The sequence below is a fragment of the Methanofollis formosanus genome, from assembly GCF_019633745.1.
In the GTDB taxonomy this organism is placed as follows: Archaea; Halobacteriota; Methanomicrobia; order Methanomicrobiales; family Methanofollaceae; genus Methanofollis; species Methanofollis formosanus.
On sequence record NZ_CP037968.1, the window covers coordinates 2,593,436 to 2,610,658 of the forward strand.

Sequence of the window (17,223 nt, forward strand, 5' to 3'; positions counted from 1 at the left end):
GGGAGAGGATGGAAGGTATCGTTCCGGTCCTCGGGCTCTACCTGCTCCTCAACCTCGTCGCCGCGGCGGCCTTCTGGAACGACAAGAGAAAGGCGCGGGCCAACCGGTGGCGGACCTCCGAGAACCTGCTCCTCACCGTCGCCTTCCTGGGGCCGTTCGGGGCCTGGTGGGCGATGCAGCACTACCGGCACAAGACGCAGAAGCCGAAGTTCAGACTGGTGCCGGTCTTCGCGTTTGTTCATCTCGCGGCGCTCCTGTACCTGGTGCTGAGCGGGGCCTGAGCCTGCGGCATGCCGGGCCGGGCGGGCGGCGCCCGCACCCTGATCTGCCCGGAGGTGCGTCCGCCGGTGCGCGCCTGCCCTGTTTCCCGACTTTCTGCACACTCGCCGCCGGCGGGGTTATTCGGCGTCACTGCCTCTTTTCCGTGGTTCGAGTGATGAGATCTCTTTTTTGCTCCGATGTCTCCATCCGATATTCTCAAAAAACCTCGGGGAAAATAGTAGTGGTCGCCTGATGAGCATAGAAGTCCTGATTATCCTGCTGTATCTCGCCCTGATGCTTGCGATCGGCTTTTGGGTCCAGCGTCGGGGTGCGGTCGAGACCTCGAAGGGGTACCTGGTTGCAAACCGGAATATCGGTCCTGTTCTGATTGGGGGAACACTCTTCGCCACCTTCTGGGGCGGGGGCACCCTTCTCGGCGGGGCCGGGGCGGCGTACGATGGCCATCTCCTCGCCACCATCGCCGATCCCTGGGCCTCGGGTATAACGCTTCTCCTGATGGCGGCGTTCTTCGTCACCATCCTGCGGAAGATGAAGATCGCCTCGCTGGGGGAGATGTACTATCTCAGGTACGGGACGAAGGGATCGCTGGTCGCCTCCGTCCTCTCCCTGCCCACGCTTATCTTCTGGACCTCGGTCCAGATCCTGGCCATCGGCAAGATCCTCAACGTCCTCATCGGCCTCCCGGCCGTGGAGAGCGCGGTCTTTGCCGGGCTGATCGTGATCATCTACACCTATCTGGGCGGGATGCTCGCGGTGATCATCACCGACAACATCCAGATGGTCCTGATCCTCCTGGGCCTCGCCGTCCTCATACCGACCGGCATCTCCTATGCCGGCGGCCTCGACGCCATCGCGGCCAACACCCCGCCGGACTTCTGGTCGGTCCTCCCCGACGACGCCTCGCCGAGCGGGATCGGGTGGACCTTCACCGGGATCATGGCCTGGTTTGCGGCCTGGTGCGGGATGGGCCTGGGGAGCCTCGCCTCCCTGGACATCTCGCAGCGGGTCTTCTGCGCCCGCGACGATAAAGCGGCCAGGCAGGGCCTCCTCTTCGGCACCGGGCTGTACTGGGTTGCGGGCCTCGGCCCCATCGTCCTCGGCCTGGTCGGGATCGTGATGGTGAACACCGGGCTCATCGACGGGACGGTGCTGGCGCAGGACCCCGAACTGATCGTCCCGTACCTCGCCAAGACCCTTCTGTCCCCGTGGATGATGGCCCTCTTCGTCGGGTCGCTGGTGGCGGCGATCATGTCCACCGCGAGTTCGGCGATCTTCGCCGCCGCGGCGGTCATCTCGACCAACTTCATCCACGGCGCGGTCTCCGACCACGTGCACCACGAGAAGAAGGTGCTGCGGATCACGAGGGCCCTGGTCGTCGCCATCGGGCTGCTCTGCATCGGGATCAGCTTCACCGCCACGGGAGTCTACGACCTGATGATCTTCGGGTTCACCCTCCTCTTCGCCTGCCTCTTCTGGACGGTGGTCTGCGGGCTCTTCTGGAAGCGGGCGAACGCACCCGGGGCGATCGCCTCGATGCTCTCCGGGTTCTTCACCACCCTCGCCGGGATCGCCGTCCTCTCTCTCCAGGAGGGAGCGTTCACGCTCGTCCCGCCGGACAACGAGTGGACGGTCTTCTTCACCTTCGTCCCGACGGCGGTGGCCGGGGCGGCGATGTTCGTCGTCTCGGTCCTGACCCAGACCTCCCACCCGCCGGTGCCGCTGAAGGATACCGACGGGCAGGTGCTGAAATGGCCCGAACTCGCCGAGCAGCCGGTGATCGTCAGACGGGAGCCCGACGGTTCGCCGGTGGTTTCGGTCCCGGTGGCGGCGGCGCAGCCGGCCCCTGAGGAGGAGTGACCTCTCTCCCTTTTTTTACCCGACCGCGTCAGCAGAGGATGAGGCTCCCGGTTCCAACGGCGTTTCCGTCGCCCTTGCTGCAGGAGATATTCCAGCGGAACGTGCCCGGCCCCTCAGGTTCCAGCCAGAACATGATCTCCCGTGTCTGCGAGTCATCGAGGACCGGTATGTCGTAGAAGCGATACCCCGTATCCCGGCCGTCGGGGCCGTCCACCCGGAACGCTGCCTTCTGCAGGAGGGCATCCGTGGTATCCGTATACGTGCACCCCACCACGATGTGATAACGCTCGCCAGGATTGTAATTATAGGTGTACGTGCGGGCCGACGCAGAACAGGCGACCCCTCCGGTCTCGTCGACCTGTAAGAGTCCTCCGTCGAGGTCCACCGAACTGAACCTCTCCAGGGTGAATGCGGTCTGATCGGTCCCGATGACCCCTTCGCCGGTTCGAGATGCCACAACCGTGAAGGTGTGCAACCCGGGGCCCGGAACCACCGCGTGGTCGTTGTCGAGGTTCCGGATCAGAACCCCGTCGAGGTAGCCGTCGACCCGAGCACCCTCTTCGGGTCGTTCGAGGTGGTAGGAGAGCGGGATGGCGGGGAAGGTGAAGCGGACGATGTCTCTCGGACCGTCCACCCATGGGATGGCGATGGCGGTGCCCGGCATGGCCGGCGGCTCGGTCCCCACCCCCTCTCCCGTAGCCGTCGCAACGGCCCTGGTCCCCCCTGGTCCATAGGTGATCGCCTGCACCGTGTGAGGAGGGCCTTCCGGGAGGGTGACCGAGCCCGAGGGGAGCAACCCGAGGCTGGTGCCGTCCACGATCACCTCGACCGGCGCATCGCCCGGTCCGGTGAAGACGATCGTTCCGTCCTCGATCCTGAGATCGATCTCGGGTGCCGGATCGCCGGCGGCCGCGTCGGTCCCCGCCACCGACCCGGCCACGATGCGCGCACACTCCGCGGCAAGGGTGTAGTTGAGGCGTTCGGGCCGGTCGTCCGGAGTGTGCATGATCTGGCGACTGTCCTCCTCATAGATCTGGACTACCGGTATCATGGCGGCACGGAAGGTATGGTCGTCCCCGCGTGCGAGGTTCAGGGGGGGCATCGTCGTCTCCTCCAGGCACGCCGACGGCGGGAACGTCCCGAGGATCCACCGGTGCTGAGGGAGCGCCGTGACCTGCAGCCGGTCCCCGGAGGCCACGCAATCGAGGTTTATCGCGAGGACGATCCGATCGTGGAGGTCAGGGTTGTCGGCCAGCCACCGCCTGCTCCCGTCAAGCCCGGTCTCCTCCCCGCCGAAGGCGATGAAGTAGACGGACCGGTTCAGGGGGAGGTCTTCGAGGATTCTGGCGACCTCGAGCATCGTGGCCACGCCCGCGGCGTTGTCGTCGGCGCCGGGCATCTCCGGGCTGGTGGTGTCGTAGTGGGCGCATATGACGACGATCTCGTCGGTCGCCCCCTCTCTAACGCCGATGATGCTCGATGAGAGGCTGAGTTGGGGATCAAAATAACAACTGGCATACGCAAACCTCCCGGTGCCGACCGATAACCCGCGCTCCTCCATCGCCATGGCGATGTAGGTCGCCGCCGCGACCCGCTCTTCAGATCCGAAAGCCCGCTCGAAGGTGCAGAGGTCGTAGGTCATCTGCTCGATCATGGCCGGATCCGACGCCGGTGCATCGAGGGCAGCCACCGGGCATGTCAGTACAAATCCGGCGAGCATGATCAAAATGACGGTACCGCCCCCCTGTATTGATTGGTGTTGCATTGGCTCATCTCCCCGTCTTCGGCCACTATTGGCGTAGCCGTTGCCCTGACAAGGAGTCCGTCTCAGTGGTATATGTGATCTCTGGACATGGAGACTGCATGTCGGTTAGAAGAGTGTGTGCACGCCGTCGCTCCGGGAAGTTCAAATTTTTGCGGTGGAACCCCCTCTGATCGGGGTGCCTTCTCGAACCTTCGCATCGCGGGGCGCTGCCCACCTGACCCCCTCTCGGGGTGAAGATGGGGCCGGGAAGGCAGAAAGATTGCCATGAAGATGGGGTTGCAGTCCTCTGCCTATCTTCGTGCGGAAGGATCGGGAGGAATGCCTCCCAGCAGAATCATCGGTCCGGAGCCGTTTTTTTCAGGTACTCCTCTTCTCCGAGAGGTCGTAGAGGTAGATATCCCGGTTCCCGTTCCGCTCGTCGGTCCAGACGATCCGGTCGCCGTCGATCGCCGGTTCGTACTGCTCGGCCCGGTCGGTGGTGAGCCGCGTCTCGTTCCCGGTTCCGAGGTCATGGAGATAGATGTCCTTGTTCCCGTTCCTCGTGTCGGTCCAGACGATGCGGTCGCCGCTGATCGCTGGTTCATACTGGTCGGCCGGGTCGGTGGTGACCTGCACCTCCTCACCGCTTCCGAGGTCGTAGAGATAGATGTCCTTGTTCCCGTTCCTCGTGTCGGTCCAGACGACCCGGTCGCCGTCGAAGGCCGCCTCGTACTGATCCCCTTCGTTGGTGGTGAGCCGCCGCTCCTCGCCGCTCGTGAGGTTGCCCAGATAGATGTCGGCGTTCCAGTACCTCGTGTCGGTCCAGACAACGCGGTTCTCCGAGATGGCGGGATAGCCCTGGAAGGGAATGCTCTCGGTGACCGCCGACTCGTTGCCCGCCGCGAGGTCGAAGAGACGGACATTGACGTTGAGGGTCCGCAGGTCGGCCCAGACGATGCGGTCGCCGTCGATCGCGGGGTCGCCCTGGACGCCCGGGTCGTCGGTGATCCGCGTCTCGTTCCCGGTTCCGAGGTCGTAAAGATAGATGTCCTCGTTCCCGTTGCGGGTGTCGGCCCAGACAATGCGGGTCCCGTCGATCGCGGGCCGGTACTGCTTGCCGGGGTCGTCGGTGATCCGCGTCTCGTTCCCGCTCCTGAGGTTGTAGCAGTAGATCTCCTCGTCACCGTTGCGCATATCGGTCCAGACGATGCACTTCCCGTCGATCGCCGGCATATACTGGTCGGCCGGGTCGTCGGTGACCTGCCGGTCCGCCGCCCCGAGGCCAGCCGCCTGCATGGCGAGCGCCGCCGCCGGGAGCAGCACGAGCACCGCGACAATTTCGTTTCGTCTCCTCAGTCTCGTCCCCCCCTTCGATGAAAAGATGCTGCGGCCCCGCGTCCAGGGCCGGCCTCTCTCTCGATCCGCCCTGGGCGATGCCGCACAATAAAGGTTGTGTCCGCCCGGCCTACTCCTCAGGCTCGAGGGTGAAGAGGACCGACGGCAGGGCCCGGGCCCAGTTCCTCACCGCCGTCCAGTCCCTCGCGTCTCCGGGGGCCGCCCCGGCCATCTTCATGATCTGCAGGTCGCTCGTGCTCATGCCGTCGGGATCGAACTTCCCGGCAAAGAACCCCTCCACCTGGGCATGGACGTACATCCGCAGTTCGTTCATCGAGGCGCGGGCCGATTTTCTGATCAGGTCGTCCTCCTCTTTCATCGAGTACCCGACCGCAAAGACGGCGAGCGGCCGTTCGTTCAGTGCGATCCTGAACTGCTTGGCCAGGTCGACCGCCTCGGGGAGCCATTTGCCCATGTAGATCGGGCTGCCGGCGACGACGGCGGCGTAGGGCCTGACGTCCTCGACCTCCATCACGTTCATGCAGTCGACCTCGTAGCCCAGCGCCCTGATCTCGTCGGCGATCACCCGGGCGATCTCCTCTGTCGAGCCGTACCTGCTCGCGTATGCCACCAGTATCCTCTCAGTCATGCTCCACTCCATATCGACGCATTCACAGATGTCTTTTTTCCAGGTCAACCCGCCGGGCGGTGTGGACCTCGGCGAGGTGGTGCGGGTGGTAGCGGAGTTTTGCCTCCCGCAGGCCGGGGAGGCCGAGGTCGGACTCGCGGTTGAGGAAGGGGTAGCGCCCCTTGAGGCGGTCGGCCGTCTCCTGGTTGACGGCCTTGTAGACCCCGTCGCAGTCGGGGAGGCCTTTCTCGAAGTGGACCACCGCGGTCTCGTCGTTGAGGCGGTCGTACAGGGCGCACCCGGCGATCGCTCCCTCGACCCGCACCGCCACCCCCTCCAGCCCGAGGTCGGTGAAGTGGGCGATCGCGTACTGCAGCGCCGTCTTCTCCTCGGCAAGCACCGGGGAGTCGTCGCAGTGGCGCCACTCGCACCACCGCTCCAGGAACCCGACCACCTCGCCGAGGAGCGCCGGGGTGACCGCCTCGACCGTCGGTTCGCACTCCCGCCTGAAGCGGTTGAGATGTTTTCTGATGGTGAGGTAGTCTCTGCCCGGCAGGTCGGCGAGGTCTTCGGTGAGGTACACGTAGTCGGCGAAGTCGCGGTCGGGCCTGAGGGGGAGGGCGGGATAGCGGGCGCTGACCAGGTCGAGCGTGGCGTCGTCGAAGATGTAGTACGCCACCTCCCCGCCCTCCCGCACGGCGAGGTCGAGAACCGCCTCGAGGGCTTCGGCGTCGGGGGGGCCGACGGGGCCGCGGAAGGAGCGTTCGCCCTGGATGGTGCTCATGATCACGACGCCCTCGCCGACGCGGGCGTACTCGTAGTGAGCGTAGTGGTTCCAGCAGAGCATGGTGGTGAGGCTCATGTCGGAGTGCACCGGCGGGTGGCGGCGGTACAGGTCGGCGAAGAACGCCCGGTCCTCCGGGGTCACCGGTTTGAAATCGTCAAGAGAGATCATTCTCCTCCTTCAGGAGCATCGGCACATGCCCGGTCATCCTGGCAAAACCGTGCCGTCGGTAAAATGCAACGGTGCCGGGCTGGGCGATGAGTCCGATCCAGGCGAGGTCACGGGCGGTGCAGAACTCGACGAGCGCCTCCACGATGGCGTCGCCGATCCCGTGCCCCCGGTACTCGGGGAGGACGATGATGTCCTGGAGGTAGGCGTCCGAACACCCGTCCGAGATCGCCCGCCCCATCCCGACGGCCCGCGTATCGTCGACGGCGACGACGAAACAGAAACTTCCCTCGATGAGGGCCGGGATCCCGTCGGCCGTCCACTCCTCCTTCCACCACTCGCCGGCGCGGTAGAGTCCGACGATCTCCTCGGCGTCCCAGGCTCCGACGGTCCTGACCGTGATCCCGGAGAGCATGCACCTCCCTCACTTCCATCCTATATAGAGGCAGCGGAAGAAGGGGAATTGTCCGGTGTGCGAGGGGGTTTGCCGTTCGCCTGGCCATGTAGAATCGAGCATGAGCCTGAGGCTCAAGCATACCTGATGAAAATTTCATATCAAGAGTTGGATCGATTCTTGACCTTCCTCCTTTGTGATCGAGGAGCGAATCGAAGTCGAGCATCATGCCGCCCCTCGGCTATCCTCGTCGTGGGGAACGAGCGACAGCGAGTTCGAGAAAATCTTTGATTTTCGAATCTCCCCCCGGCGCGAGATTCGAGGAAAGGTTCTGCGATGAGGGCGGCCGATCAGATCGACGTGCCTTCCCACACCACCATGCCGGGGGCTCTGCCCCCAGACCCCCGGGACCAGGATAGGGGCGGGAAGGCACCATCAATGACCATGGGGAGGGTATTGCCGTCCGCCGCCCATCTTCTCGCGCGGGGATCGGGGGGGCCAGCCCCCGCAGAGACAGTCATCAAGAGGGTTTACCATGAAAATGATCCTGACGATCCTCTCTTCAGGTTTGCATGAGCGTTTGAACTTGCCATATCCCGTTGAAGCCGATACGCAGAGGATAGAAAATCCCTCTGATGGATCGGCCGCCCCGAATCGTCAAATCTTTCCCGCAATCTCGCGCCGGGGGCTCTGCCCCCGGACCCCCACGACGAGGATAGCCGGAGGCGGCGATGAAACCAGATCTTCCAAAGATCCTGTCGCGAGGATTGGGATCCCGCCCACACGCCGTAGCGCAGCTCAGAAAATTTTCATCCCGTATGCTTGAACCCCCCGTTCATGCCTGATTCTACACAGCCGGAATATAGGTATCCTGAGAGGGCGAGTTCTCTCTAATCTTCATCATGCAAAGAGAGAAAAAAGTGTGAAGGGCTCATCTCCCGGCGTTCTTCCCCGGGAAAATTCTGCCCGGCCGGTTTTCAGTCAGTCATCCTTCTTCCAGGAGAACATCGGGAACATCGGTTTGAGGGGGTCGTTCTCATCGAGGGACGAGAGCCGCCAGGTGTGTTTGTACGTCTGGCCGCTGCTGTTCGCGTACGTGGCGGCCACCTTCAGTTCGGTGGCCATGGAGGCGAGGGGGTGGGCGTACTCCTCGTCGGCGCCGAGTTCGGGGATGTCGAACTCGATGTCCATCGGGACCAGGGCGACGTGGATATCCTTTGCCGGGGCGTTCCCGCCGTTCGCGACGATCACCGCCTTCGCGTCGTCGGAGAGACGGCACGATACTTCGGGGAGGTCTCTGGTCTCGCCCATGATCTGGAGGCACATCGCCACCGTCAGCAGGATGATGAAGATCGAGATCCCCATGAAGACGTTCTGGGTGACGGCGAAGAAGACGCCGAGAACCACGCCTGCACCGAGTATGACTGCAGGGACACGTTCCATATCATGGAATTGGTCTGAGGAGATATAATAGGATAGGAGTTGAGCCTCAGGAAACTATGTTCTATTGCGCAGGATCTGGAGTCCTTCTGTCGGATTGACCAACGCCAGACTGTAGTGGCTGTGGATACTCTTCTTTGCTGATCGGATCAGGGGGGTGTCGAGGGTAACAAAATAATGCGCACGATTTAAGATCGCAGTCGTAAGGAGCGTTGCGTCCTGGGTCTTTGTCTCCTTGATCAGGAAGAGGATCGATGAAAGGATGGACCAGTAGTTGGGGTCATCCCATGGCGGGAATTCAGGGATGATAACAATACCATGGTTTTCGAAGAGCGAATCAAAGGACTGGAGTGTCATCTCATAGATCTTCTCATAACACCCCGCCGAGATATCGGGATTATTCCTCGCATCCCGCCACCGGGATATCGGCACACCGTTTTTGAAAAATAAGATACTCCGGACTTCGTCTCTTATTGCTGCAAATAACTCGTTTGTGGCAAGGGATGAGACATAAAATTCATCGGATAGACCTTCCTGTCGTTTTTCGAAGATTTTTTCGATGAATGTAATAGAATTGTGATATCTTTTCTGATAGATCTGGAAAAACTCGTCATGCAGGTCGAGGTCGTCGCAGAGATATCTCAGAACCTTGCCCTCTCCAAGCACCCAATGAGCGAAGACATTGGTATCAAGGAACCAGACCTTCTCGCGGGCTGTAACGGGGGTCATTTATTTTACGTTTTTTCTCTTCTTTGAGCTCCAGAGCCCCTTTATCTGGCCCGCCTCGCCGTATCTGCTCGAGCGTTCCCGGATCGCATAATATTTCCCGGTGACCGGGTTGTAGATCCGCTTCTTCTGCGTTGAGGACGTACGCATCTCCCGACTCCTCCTCTCAACGGAGACTGAGACCGAGACGTTATAATGGTTCCTATTTTGTCCGGGGCAGTTCCCTCCTGCCATCCCCCGCCGGGCAACCCTCAAGACCTATCGCATCCAAATAGATCAGGACAGGAACCAATCTATTTATGAATTCACCGCACCAGAGGGAGAGAGAAGACAATGCTTGAGTTGAAGTTCATCAGAGACCACCCCGAGGTCGTGAGGGCCGACCTGACGAAGAGGGGAGACGAGGAGAAACTGGCGTGGCTCGACGACCTGCTGGAGAAGGACCGGCGGAGCCGGGAGATCCAGACGCAGGTCAACCAGATGCGGAGCCGGCGCAACAAGATCGGTCGCGAGATCAACGCCGCCAGGAAGGCAGGGGAGGATACCGCGCCCCTCCTCGAAGAGGCGGCGTCCCTCCCGAAGGTGATCAAGGAGGCCGAGACCGAACTCGACGCGATCGACGAGCGGATCCACTACTACCTGATGCGGATCCCCAATATCCTCCACGAGAGCGTCCCGGTCGGCAAGGACGATACCGAGAATGTCGAGGTGAAGCGGTGGGGCGAACCGAAGGTTCCGGCGTTCGAGCTGCAGAACCACGGCGCCCTCGCCGTCGAGCACGACTGGGCCGACTTCGAGCGGGCGGCCAAGATCTCGGGGGCTGGTTTCTACTTCCTCAAGGGCAACCTCGTCCTCCTGGACCTCGCGCTGCAGCGCTACGCCCTCGACCTGCTGATGGAGCGCGGCTACACCCCGGTCTCGCCCCCGTACATGATGAACCGGGCGGCGTACGAGGGGGTCACCGACCTCGCCGATTTCGAGAACGTGATGTACAAGATCGACGGCGAGGACGAGTTCATGATCGCCACGAGCGAGCACCCGATGGCGGCGATGTACAAGGACGAGATCTTTGAGGAGAAAGATATCCCCCTGAAGTACGCCGGGATCAGCCCGTGTTTCAGGCGGGAGATCGGCGCCCACGGACTCGACACCAAGGGGCTCTTCCGCGTCCACCAGTTCACGAAGGTGGAGCAGTTCGTCTTCTGCAAGCCCGAAGACTCGTGGAAATATCACGAGGAACTCCTGGACAATGCTGAGGCATACTTCCAGGGCCTCGGCCTCCCGTACCATGTGGTCAACATCTGCACCGGCGACATCGGGACGGTCGCGGCGAAGAAGTACGACATCGAGGTCTGGATGCCCCGCGAGGAGCAGTACCGCGAGGTGGTCTCGTGCTCGAACTGCACCGCGTACCAGGCGGTCGGACTGAACATCAGGGTGCGCGACGCCTCCGACTTCACCTCCAAGCAGCCGGTCCACACCCTCAACAGCACGGCGGTGGCGACTTCCCGGACGATCCGGGCGATCCTCGAGAACTACCAGCGCGAGGACGGCTCGGTCGAGGTGCCCGAGGTGCTCAGGAAGTACATGGGCGGCATCGAGACGCTGTGAGACTGAGTATTCTTCTCTTTTTTTGGCTCCTGGGAAATCCTCTGGATCTGTATGGTTTGCCGGTAGGCGGCAGCACGCGCGATCTTTCAGAAAATAGATCCACGATCTCCCGTCCTGATTCTATCTTCGGGGTCATGAAGACAGGAAAGCGTCGTGATCAAAATGTGCCGTCCCCTCATCTTCGGATCTGTTCCGCTATTTCGCGAAAAGATAGTGCGGGGGACGGCACGGAGCGTCTGATCCCGTTGAAAATTGATCGACCTGTTCCCGTCCGGTTCTATCTTCGGGGTCATGCCGACAGGAAAGGTACGATGATCAGAATGTGCCATCCCCCATAACGGAATTTTGTCTGGTATTTCGCGAGAAGATTGGGTGGAGGACGGCATCACGCGTGATCCCGCCGAAGAGTGATCGCCCCTTTCCCGTCCTGCTCCAATCTTGGGGGTCATGAAAAGAGGACGGCGTGATGATCACCCATGCCGTCCCACCATCACCGAATCTTTTCTAGTACTTCGCGAGAAGATAGTGCGGGGGACGGCACGAACGCGTGATCCCGCCGAAGAGTGATCGCCCCTTTCCCGTCCTGCTCCAATCTTGGGGGTCATGAAAAGAGGACGGCGTGATGATCACCCATGCCGTCCCACCATCACCGAATCTTTTCTGGTATTTCGCGAGAAGATAGTGCGGGGGACGGCACGAACGCGTGATCCCGCTGAGTGATGATCGCCACTCCTCCGTCCTGCTCCAATCTTCGGGGTCATGACAAGAGGACGGTGTCATGATCAAACCATGCCGTCCCACCATCACCGAATCCGTTCTGCCATTTCGCGAGAGGATAGAACGGGGACGGCACGAATGCGTGATCCCGCCGAAGAGTGATCAACCCTTTCCCGTCCGGTTCTATCTTCGGGGTCATGCTGACAGGAAAAGTACGATGATCAGAACGTGCCGTCCCCCTCATCTTCGGATCTGTTCTGCCATTTCGCGAGAAGATAGTGCGGGGGACGGCACGAATGCGTGATCCTGTTGAGTGATGATCGCCACTCCTCCGTCCTGCTCCAATCTTCGGGGTCATGACAAGAGGACGGCGTCATGATCAAACCATGCCGTCCCACCATCACCGAATCCGTTCTGCCATTTCGCGAGAGGATAGAACGGGGACGGCACGGATGCGTGATCCCGCCGAAGAGTGATCGAACTGTTCCCGTCCTGCTCCAATCTTGGGGGTCATGAAAACAGGACGGCGTGATGATCAGAATGTGCCGTCCTCCTGATCACTGAATCTTCTCTGCCATTTCGCGAGAGGATAGAACGGGGACGGCACCACGCGTTATCTCTCAGAAAAGGGATCTCCGCTCTTCCGTTCCGCTCCAATCTTCAGGGTCATGAAAAGAGGACGGCGTGATGATCTGAATTGCCGTCCCACCCCCTGCCGACCCAAAAGATTTTCACCCGTCTTCCCCATCATCCCGCCGGTGGGGGGTGAATGGCGGGCCGCCGCGACGAGGAAGAGAAGAGACCGGGCCGGAGTATCCTGACCGACGTGCTCCCCGCCGACCGGTTGAACGCCTTTGCCGACGGCGTCTTTGCGATCGTCATCACGCTCCTCGTCCTCGAACTCCCGGTGCCGGAGGGCGGCGAAGCCCTGGTCCCGGCGCTCCTGGAGGCATGGCCCGACTTCCTCGCCTATATCATCAGTTTCGTATTCATCGGCGGGTTCTGGATGACGCATGCGTCCATCACCCGCCTGACCGCCGAGGAAGACGAGGTCACGTTCCGCCTCACCCTGATGACGCTCTTCTTCGTCTCCTTCCTGCCGTTCACCACGAGGTTGATGGCCGGCCACCTCGTCGGGGCGGGTTCGCACCTCTCGGTCCTCGTCTACGGCCTGGACCTCCTCGTCGCCTCGGTCATGCTGAGTGCGATCATGCGCTACCTCGCGTGGCGCCCCGAACTGCTCGTCGACGGGCTTGCCGAGGATGATTTCCGCCTCATGGAGAGACGGCGGCGGTCGGGCATCGTCTTCAACGGGATCGGGGTGCTGCTCGCCCTCTTCCTGCCGCCGGCGGCGATCGTGGTGTACATCGCGGTGGCGTTCTTCTTCTTTGTCCAGCCGTTTTTCTATAAACGGATCCTCAGGCGGTCTCGGGAGAGGTGAACGAGAGATCCTCTTCCGTCACTTTCGCCGGACCTCCCCTTGCATCAGGTCTCAGTCGTCAGGGGCTGTGGATTCCAATTTTTCTGTCGGACTCACGCACGACAGGGATATTTATATGATGCCGGAATGATCCGGGTCCGTCAAAAGTCATCGGGCAGGTTGCTCAAAGAAGGAGAGGAGCCGATATGCTTCCACTTGAAAAACCGTGGTACCAAAAACTTCTCGCCCTTGCGCTGGTACTCGGGGTGGCCGGCGGGCTGTGGGCGCTTCTCTTCATGGGGATCGTCAATACGGGGACCGGCTTTTTCTTCGGCGGTTCGGGCACCGACTGGTGGACCGGCGCCTGGTGGTGGATACTGCTCACGGCCCTCGGGGGGCTTGCGGTTGCCGTGCTCCGCACCGCCTGGAAGGTTCCCTCCGAGGTGCCGGGGGCCATCGCACTCGCTCAACAGGCCTGGATCGATCCGAGAACCGCCCCGTACTGGGTGGCGATATCGGTGGTCTCTCTCATTACCGGCGCGAGTCTGGGGCCGTCATTTGCACTCGTCGTGATGGGGGGCGCATTTGGCTCGTGGCTCGTGACCCGCCTGGGCATAGCGGACGAAGAAGCGAGACAGGAGTACACGCTCACGGGTATGGCGAGCGGCCTCGGAGGCGCCTTTTCCGCTCCGATTTTTGCGACCATTCTCGCCTCCGAACTCTCGCCGACGTCGAAGAAGAACTACCTGGCCGCGTTCATCCCCGAACTTTTCGGGGCAACCGTCGGCGCGCTCATTTTCTATGGCGTGACCGGAAGCGCCATTCTGGGTTCCTATCCCCTTCCGGCGTTTGAGTTCCAGTACGTTCATCTGCTGATCGGAGCGTTGCTCGGGATTCTGGCCGCAGTCGTGCTGATCGTGTTTGCCCTCGTCAGCAAGGCAGTTACGATCGTGTTCGAGCGGGCCTCCAGTCCTCTTCTGTGCGGCACGGTCGGCGGCGCACTCGTCGGCCTGATCGCATGGGCCCTGCCCCTGACCGCAACCGGCGGCAGCAGTCAACTTGCCGCGGAACTTCAGGTCTCTGCCGCACTCGGGTCAGGGTTTCTTGCCGCCGTCCTGATCGCCAAAATGGTCGCCATTGCACTGAGTCAGTCCAGCGGCTTTCTGGGGGGTCTGGTCTTCCCGATGATCTTTGTCGGCGGGACCGCCGGGCTCCTCGTGCACAGCCTCTTCCCCGAGATCCCGATCGCCCTCTGTGTCGGGGCGATGCTGGCGGCGGTGCCGGGCGCCTTCCTGACCGCACCGGTCGCCCTCGTCCTGATCGCGTTCGGTACGGTCGGCATCGCCCCGGGCGCAATGGCCCCGATCGGCCTTGCCGTCGTGACCGCACATATCACGGTCTCGCTCTTTCGGGCCGCGGTGGTCAGGAAGCAGAACCTTGAACTGGAGGGGGTGAGGTGATCCGGGCACCTGCACCTGCCTCACTTTGTTAGCGACCCCCCGATAAGCCCGCCCACATAGCCGAAGAGGCCGAAGAGCGGGAAGAGGGCGACGACGATGAAGAGCGTCGAGCCGAGGAACCCGAGGTAACTGATGTCGGGTGGGGCGGTCTCGATGCCGTACACGAAGATGGCGGCCGCCAGCACCACGGCGTTCAGGAGGCCGAGATAGACGCCTGCTTTCCCCCCGTTCTTTGCGCCGCCCCGCACGATCACGCCGGTCACGATGCCGCCGATGAAGGCGCCGCCGATGGTGATGAGGTAGTTGACGATGAGCGCCACCACCAGTCCCGCGATCACGCCGGTCCAGAACTGCCGTGAATTTGATCCGTTCATGGAATTCGTCCTCCTTGCCATGGGCGTCCGGGAGGGTCCGGCAGGCCGACCGCGTTCCCGGATGCGTGGCGGGATGGAGATATCCCTGGGCCTATATAAAGTGGGCGGGGGCCACCGGAGTGGAGGCGGGGCGTGGTTTCCGGGAAAATCTATAATACTGATCTCGGGTACTGCCCGCGGGTCGCGGGCCGGTGAGGGTCCGGGGGAGTCAGGAGTATGTTGCGACGAAGGGGAGGCGCCGCCCTGCGGCGCAGAGAGGAAGGGGCACACCGGTACAGGATGAGAGAGAAGATCATCGCTTTCGGGGACGACTACTGGATCGAGGACGAGGCCGGAGAGAAGGCCTTCAAGGTGGACGGGAAGATGCTCCGCGTCCGCAACACGCTGGTCATCCAGGACAGGGGGGGGCAGGACCTCTACAAAATCCAGGAGCGGATGCTCCGTATCAAGGACACGATGGAGATCGAGCGGGCCGAGGGGGGGACGGCGGCGACGATCAAGAAGGCGCTGATCGCCCCGCTCAGGGACCGGTGGACGGTGAAGATCCCCGAGGGGGAGGACTGGAGTGTGCAGGGGAACATCCTGGACCACGAGTACCGGATCGATGCCGGGCGGGAGCGGGTCGCGGAGGTCTCGAAGAAGTGGTTCAGGATCCGGGACACCTACGGCGTGGAGATCGCACCCGGCCATGACGCTGCGCTCGTCCTGGCGATAACGGCGGCGATCGACCAGATGGCGCACGATTGACCTGGCGGAGACGTCCCTGCTTGTTACCAGTCTTTCCAGAGAGCGATGAGGGCGAGAACGAAGGCGATGGTGAGGAAAAATGCGGCAAGTATCCACTGTCCGGTGAGGATGCAGTAGATGGCGATGAGCGTGGCGAGGGCGGTGGCGGGGATGAGGAATTTTGTCAGCATGGGTTCAGTGCTTCCGGCGCCGCCGCTCACTGCCAGCATCGCCAGATGGTAAGGAGAACGAGGGCGAGGCCGACGATGAGGGCGGCCTGGATCCACTGTCCGGTGATCACGCTGTACAGGATGACGGGCGTGGCGAAGATGGTGAGGGGGATGTGGGGTCTGGTCAGCATGGTTCCGACGCTCCGTTGGTTCGAAGGGGTACATCCAGGAACAGGGGGTCGGGGGGGTATCATTTGCTCAGGGAGAGGATGTGATACATGAGTTAATATATTCTTCCGATCATGGGCCTGGACACCGATCGAAGAGGTTTTGCCGGGTCACTTTTTCCGAAAATTCTGGGGTATTCCCCCCATTTCCCGAAATTCTTTTGGAGACTCTTGATTATCGCCGAACTGTAGATTTTGTACGCAGTATGTCCCCGCACAGAGAGGTGCACCGCGTGTGCCGCCAGGCGGGGGCAGGGACGGTCTTTCCCTGGCGTTCGTACTGCGGTGGAGAGAGGCCGTACCATTGATGCGGGTTGATACGCGATGAAGAAAAGATTGTTTGTTCTGTTTGCCGCGCTGGTGCTCTGCCAGTGCGTCTCTGCTCATATGCCCGGCGCCTCCCCGGCGCCCGAGGTGGACCTCGGGCCGATCGTCGTCTCAGAGAACGGGGAACCGGTCGAGATCACGCTCGACGATGTCGGTGCCTACCACGGCGCGCTTGAAGGCAAAAATCCCGATGTCTGTATCTGCTGCGGGTGTACCTACCGGGCGCTTCTCAGCGGGATCCAGGAGATCTGGGGCGACGAGATCCCGGAACGTTCCGACATCGGTCTGAAGTGCTGGCTTATCTCGAACGGATCGGTCCATGCGGCGTGGTACGTCACCGGCACCGGTCCGGGCATGGACCCGGCGTACCGGGGAGAGGTGGAGTTCATCGGCGTCGACGGCGTCCCGATCGCCAGCCTGACACAGTCCGCGATCAAGAAGAACTCGAAGGCACGGACGCTTGAGAGTTTCAGGTTCGAGATCACCCAACGCTCCTCCGGCACGTCGGTCGAACGTACGGTTTCAGGAGAGATCTTCCCGGAGGGCTTTGCCGAGATGAGAAAGAAGGTGAAGTTCGAGAAGACCGCGACGCCGGACGAGATCAAACAGTTTGTGTCGGATTACTCCGCCACCAGGGACGCGGTATTGCAGATGCCTGACTATGAACTCTTCAACGAGGTCGAAGAGCCGGAAGAGGAGGCACCGGATGTGATGGGCGGCGGGATCTTTCTCGCACTGCTCGGCGTTCTCTGCGTCGGCCTGATTGTGATGCATAGGAGGCAGTGACAGGGTCTTTGAAGGGTGGTTCGGGGGCCGACCCTTCACTTTTTCAA

At 61.9% G+C, this 17,223-nt stretch carries 18 protein-coding genes; 7 read left to right on the forward strand and 11 right to left on the reverse strand.

From position 1 onward, the window contains the following. Positions 1 to 8 precede the first annotated feature (8 nt). Positions 9 to 281: a DUF1294 domain-containing protein gene (locus E2N92_RS11850; RefSeq protein WP_220681356.1), complete on the forward strand. Its 273-nt coding sequence runs from the start codon at positions 9 to 11 to the stop codon at positions 279 to 281. A gap of 232 nt (positions 282 to 513) precedes the next feature. Continuing rightward, positions 514 to 2,139, forward strand: coding sequence for a sodium:solute symporter family transporter (locus E2N92_RS11855; protein ID WP_220681357.1), 1,626 nt, complete (start codon positions 514 to 516; stop codon positions 2,137 to 2,139). A 28-nt stretch (positions 2,140 to 2,167) separates the two neighbouring features. Here E2N92_RS11855 and E2N92_RS11860 read toward each other — a convergent pair whose 3' ends face one another. The 8 genes from E2N92_RS11860 to E2N92_RS11895 form a co-directional block, all read right to left on the reverse strand. Next, complete coding sequence (locus E2N92_RS11860) at positions 2,168 to 3,904, reverse strand: M28 family metallopeptidase (RefSeq protein WP_220681358.1); 1,737 nt, start codon at positions 3,902 to 3,904, stop codon at positions 2,168 to 2,170. Between the two features lie 357 nt (positions 3,905 to 4,261). Continuing rightward, the gene (locus E2N92_RS11865; protein WP_220681359.1) at positions 4,262 to 5,212 is read right to left on the reverse strand and encodes a TolB family protein; all 951 of its coding nucleotides are present in this window, start codon (positions 5,210 to 5,212) and stop codon (positions 4,262 to 4,264) included. A gap of 136 nt (positions 5,213 to 5,348) precedes the next feature. Then, positions 5,349 to 5,867: a flavodoxin domain-containing protein gene (locus E2N92_RS11870; RefSeq protein ID WP_220681360.1), complete on the reverse strand. Its 519-nt coding sequence runs from the start codon at positions 5,865 to 5,867 to the stop codon at positions 5,349 to 5,351. A 22-nt stretch (positions 5,868 to 5,889) separates the two neighbouring features. Beyond that, a complete protein-coding gene (locus E2N92_RS11875) occupies positions 5,890 to 6,801 on the reverse strand; it encodes a DUF2156 domain-containing protein (RefSeq protein WP_220681361.1) in 912 nt (303 codons plus the stop codon). Then, a complete protein-coding gene (locus tag E2N92_RS11880; protein ID WP_220681362.1) occupies positions 6,788 to 7,213 on the reverse strand; it encodes a GNAT family N-acetyltransferase in 426 nt (141 codons plus the stop codon). Before E2N92_RS11880 ends, E2N92_RS11875 begins: the two co-directional genes overlap by 14 nt. A 960-nt stretch (positions 7,214 to 8,173) precedes the next feature. Next, positions 8,174 to 8,635, reverse strand: coding sequence for a hypothetical protein (locus E2N92_RS11885; RefSeq protein ID WP_220681363.1), 462 nt, complete (start codon positions 8,633 to 8,635; stop codon positions 8,174 to 8,176). Positions 8,636 to 8,689: 54 nt separating this feature from the next. Then, positions 8,690 to 9,361 carry a PIN domain-containing protein gene (locus E2N92_RS11890; protein WP_220681364.1) on the reverse strand — a complete coding sequence of 224 codons (672 nt, stop codon included), beginning with the start codon at positions 9,359 to 9,361 and terminating at the stop codon, positions 8,690 to 8,692. After that, positions 9,362 to 9,508 carry a hypothetical protein gene (locus tag E2N92_RS11895; RefSeq protein WP_220681365.1) on the reverse strand — a complete coding sequence of 49 codons (147 nt, stop codon included), beginning with the start codon at positions 9,506 to 9,508 and terminating at the stop codon, positions 9,362 to 9,364. 183 nt (positions 9,509 to 9,691) lie between these two features. Between E2N92_RS11895 and serS the strand changes: the two genes are divergently transcribed. The 3 genes from serS to E2N92_RS11910 all read left to right on the forward strand — a co-directional run bounded on the left by serS (position 9,692) and on the right by E2N92_RS11910 (position 14,566). Continuing rightward, entirely contained in the window at positions 9,692 to 10,969 is a 1,278-nt protein-coding gene (gene serS / locus E2N92_RS11900) for a serine--tRNA ligase (RefSeq protein WP_220681366.1), read from the forward strand. Between the two features lie 1,486 nt (positions 10,970 to 12,455). Continuing rightward, a complete protein-coding gene (locus tag E2N92_RS11905; RefSeq protein WP_220681367.1) occupies positions 12,456 to 13,127 on the forward strand; it encodes a TMEM175 family protein in 672 nt (223 codons plus the stop codon). 185 nt (positions 13,128 to 13,312) lie between these two features. Beyond that, the gene (locus E2N92_RS11910; RefSeq protein ID WP_220681368.1) at positions 13,313 to 14,566 is read left to right on the forward strand and encodes a chloride channel protein; all 1,254 of its coding nucleotides are present in this window, start codon (positions 13,313 to 13,315) and stop codon (positions 14,564 to 14,566) included. A gap of 20 nt (positions 14,567 to 14,586) precedes the next feature. On the opposite strand, the gene E2N92_RS11915 is transcribed toward E2N92_RS11910, so the two are convergent. Next, positions 14,587 to 14,940: a DUF5518 domain-containing protein gene (locus E2N92_RS11915; protein WP_220681369.1), complete on the reverse strand. Its 354-nt coding sequence runs from the start codon at positions 14,938 to 14,940 to the stop codon at positions 14,587 to 14,589. A 216-nt stretch (positions 14,941 to 15,156) separates the two neighbouring features. Between E2N92_RS11915 and E2N92_RS11920 the strand changes: the two genes are divergently transcribed. Continuing rightward, complete coding sequence (locus E2N92_RS11920; RefSeq protein ID WP_220681370.1) at positions 15,157 to 15,687, forward strand: LURP-one-related/scramblase family protein; 531 nt, start codon at positions 15,157 to 15,159, stop codon at positions 15,685 to 15,687. A 23-nt stretch (positions 15,688 to 15,710) separates the two neighbouring features. Here the strand turns inward: E2N92_RS11920 and E2N92_RS11925 are convergent, their stop codons facing one another. Both E2N92_RS11925 and E2N92_RS11930 read right to left on the reverse strand, forming a co-directional pair. Beyond that, the gene (locus tag E2N92_RS11925) at positions 15,711 to 15,896 is read right to left on the reverse strand and encodes a hypothetical protein (RefSeq protein ID WP_220681371.1); all 186 of its coding nucleotides are present in this window, start codon (positions 15,894 to 15,896) and stop codon (positions 15,711 to 15,713) included. Continuing rightward, on the reverse strand, positions 15,884 to 16,027 hold the full coding sequence (locus E2N92_RS11930) for a hypothetical protein (protein WP_220681372.1): 144 nt from the start codon (positions 16,025 to 16,027) through the stop codon (positions 15,884 to 15,886). Before E2N92_RS11930 ends, E2N92_RS11925 begins: the two co-directional genes overlap by 13 nt. Before the next feature lie 360 nt (positions 16,028 to 16,387). Here E2N92_RS11930 and E2N92_RS11935 point away from each other — a divergent pair, with 360 nt between their 5' ends. After that, positions 16,388 to 17,176: a hypothetical protein gene (locus E2N92_RS11935; RefSeq protein WP_220681373.1), complete on the forward strand. Its 789-nt coding sequence runs from the start codon at positions 16,388 to 16,390 to the stop codon at positions 17,174 to 17,176. The last annotated feature ends 47 nt before the right edge of the window (positions 17,177 to 17,223 follow it).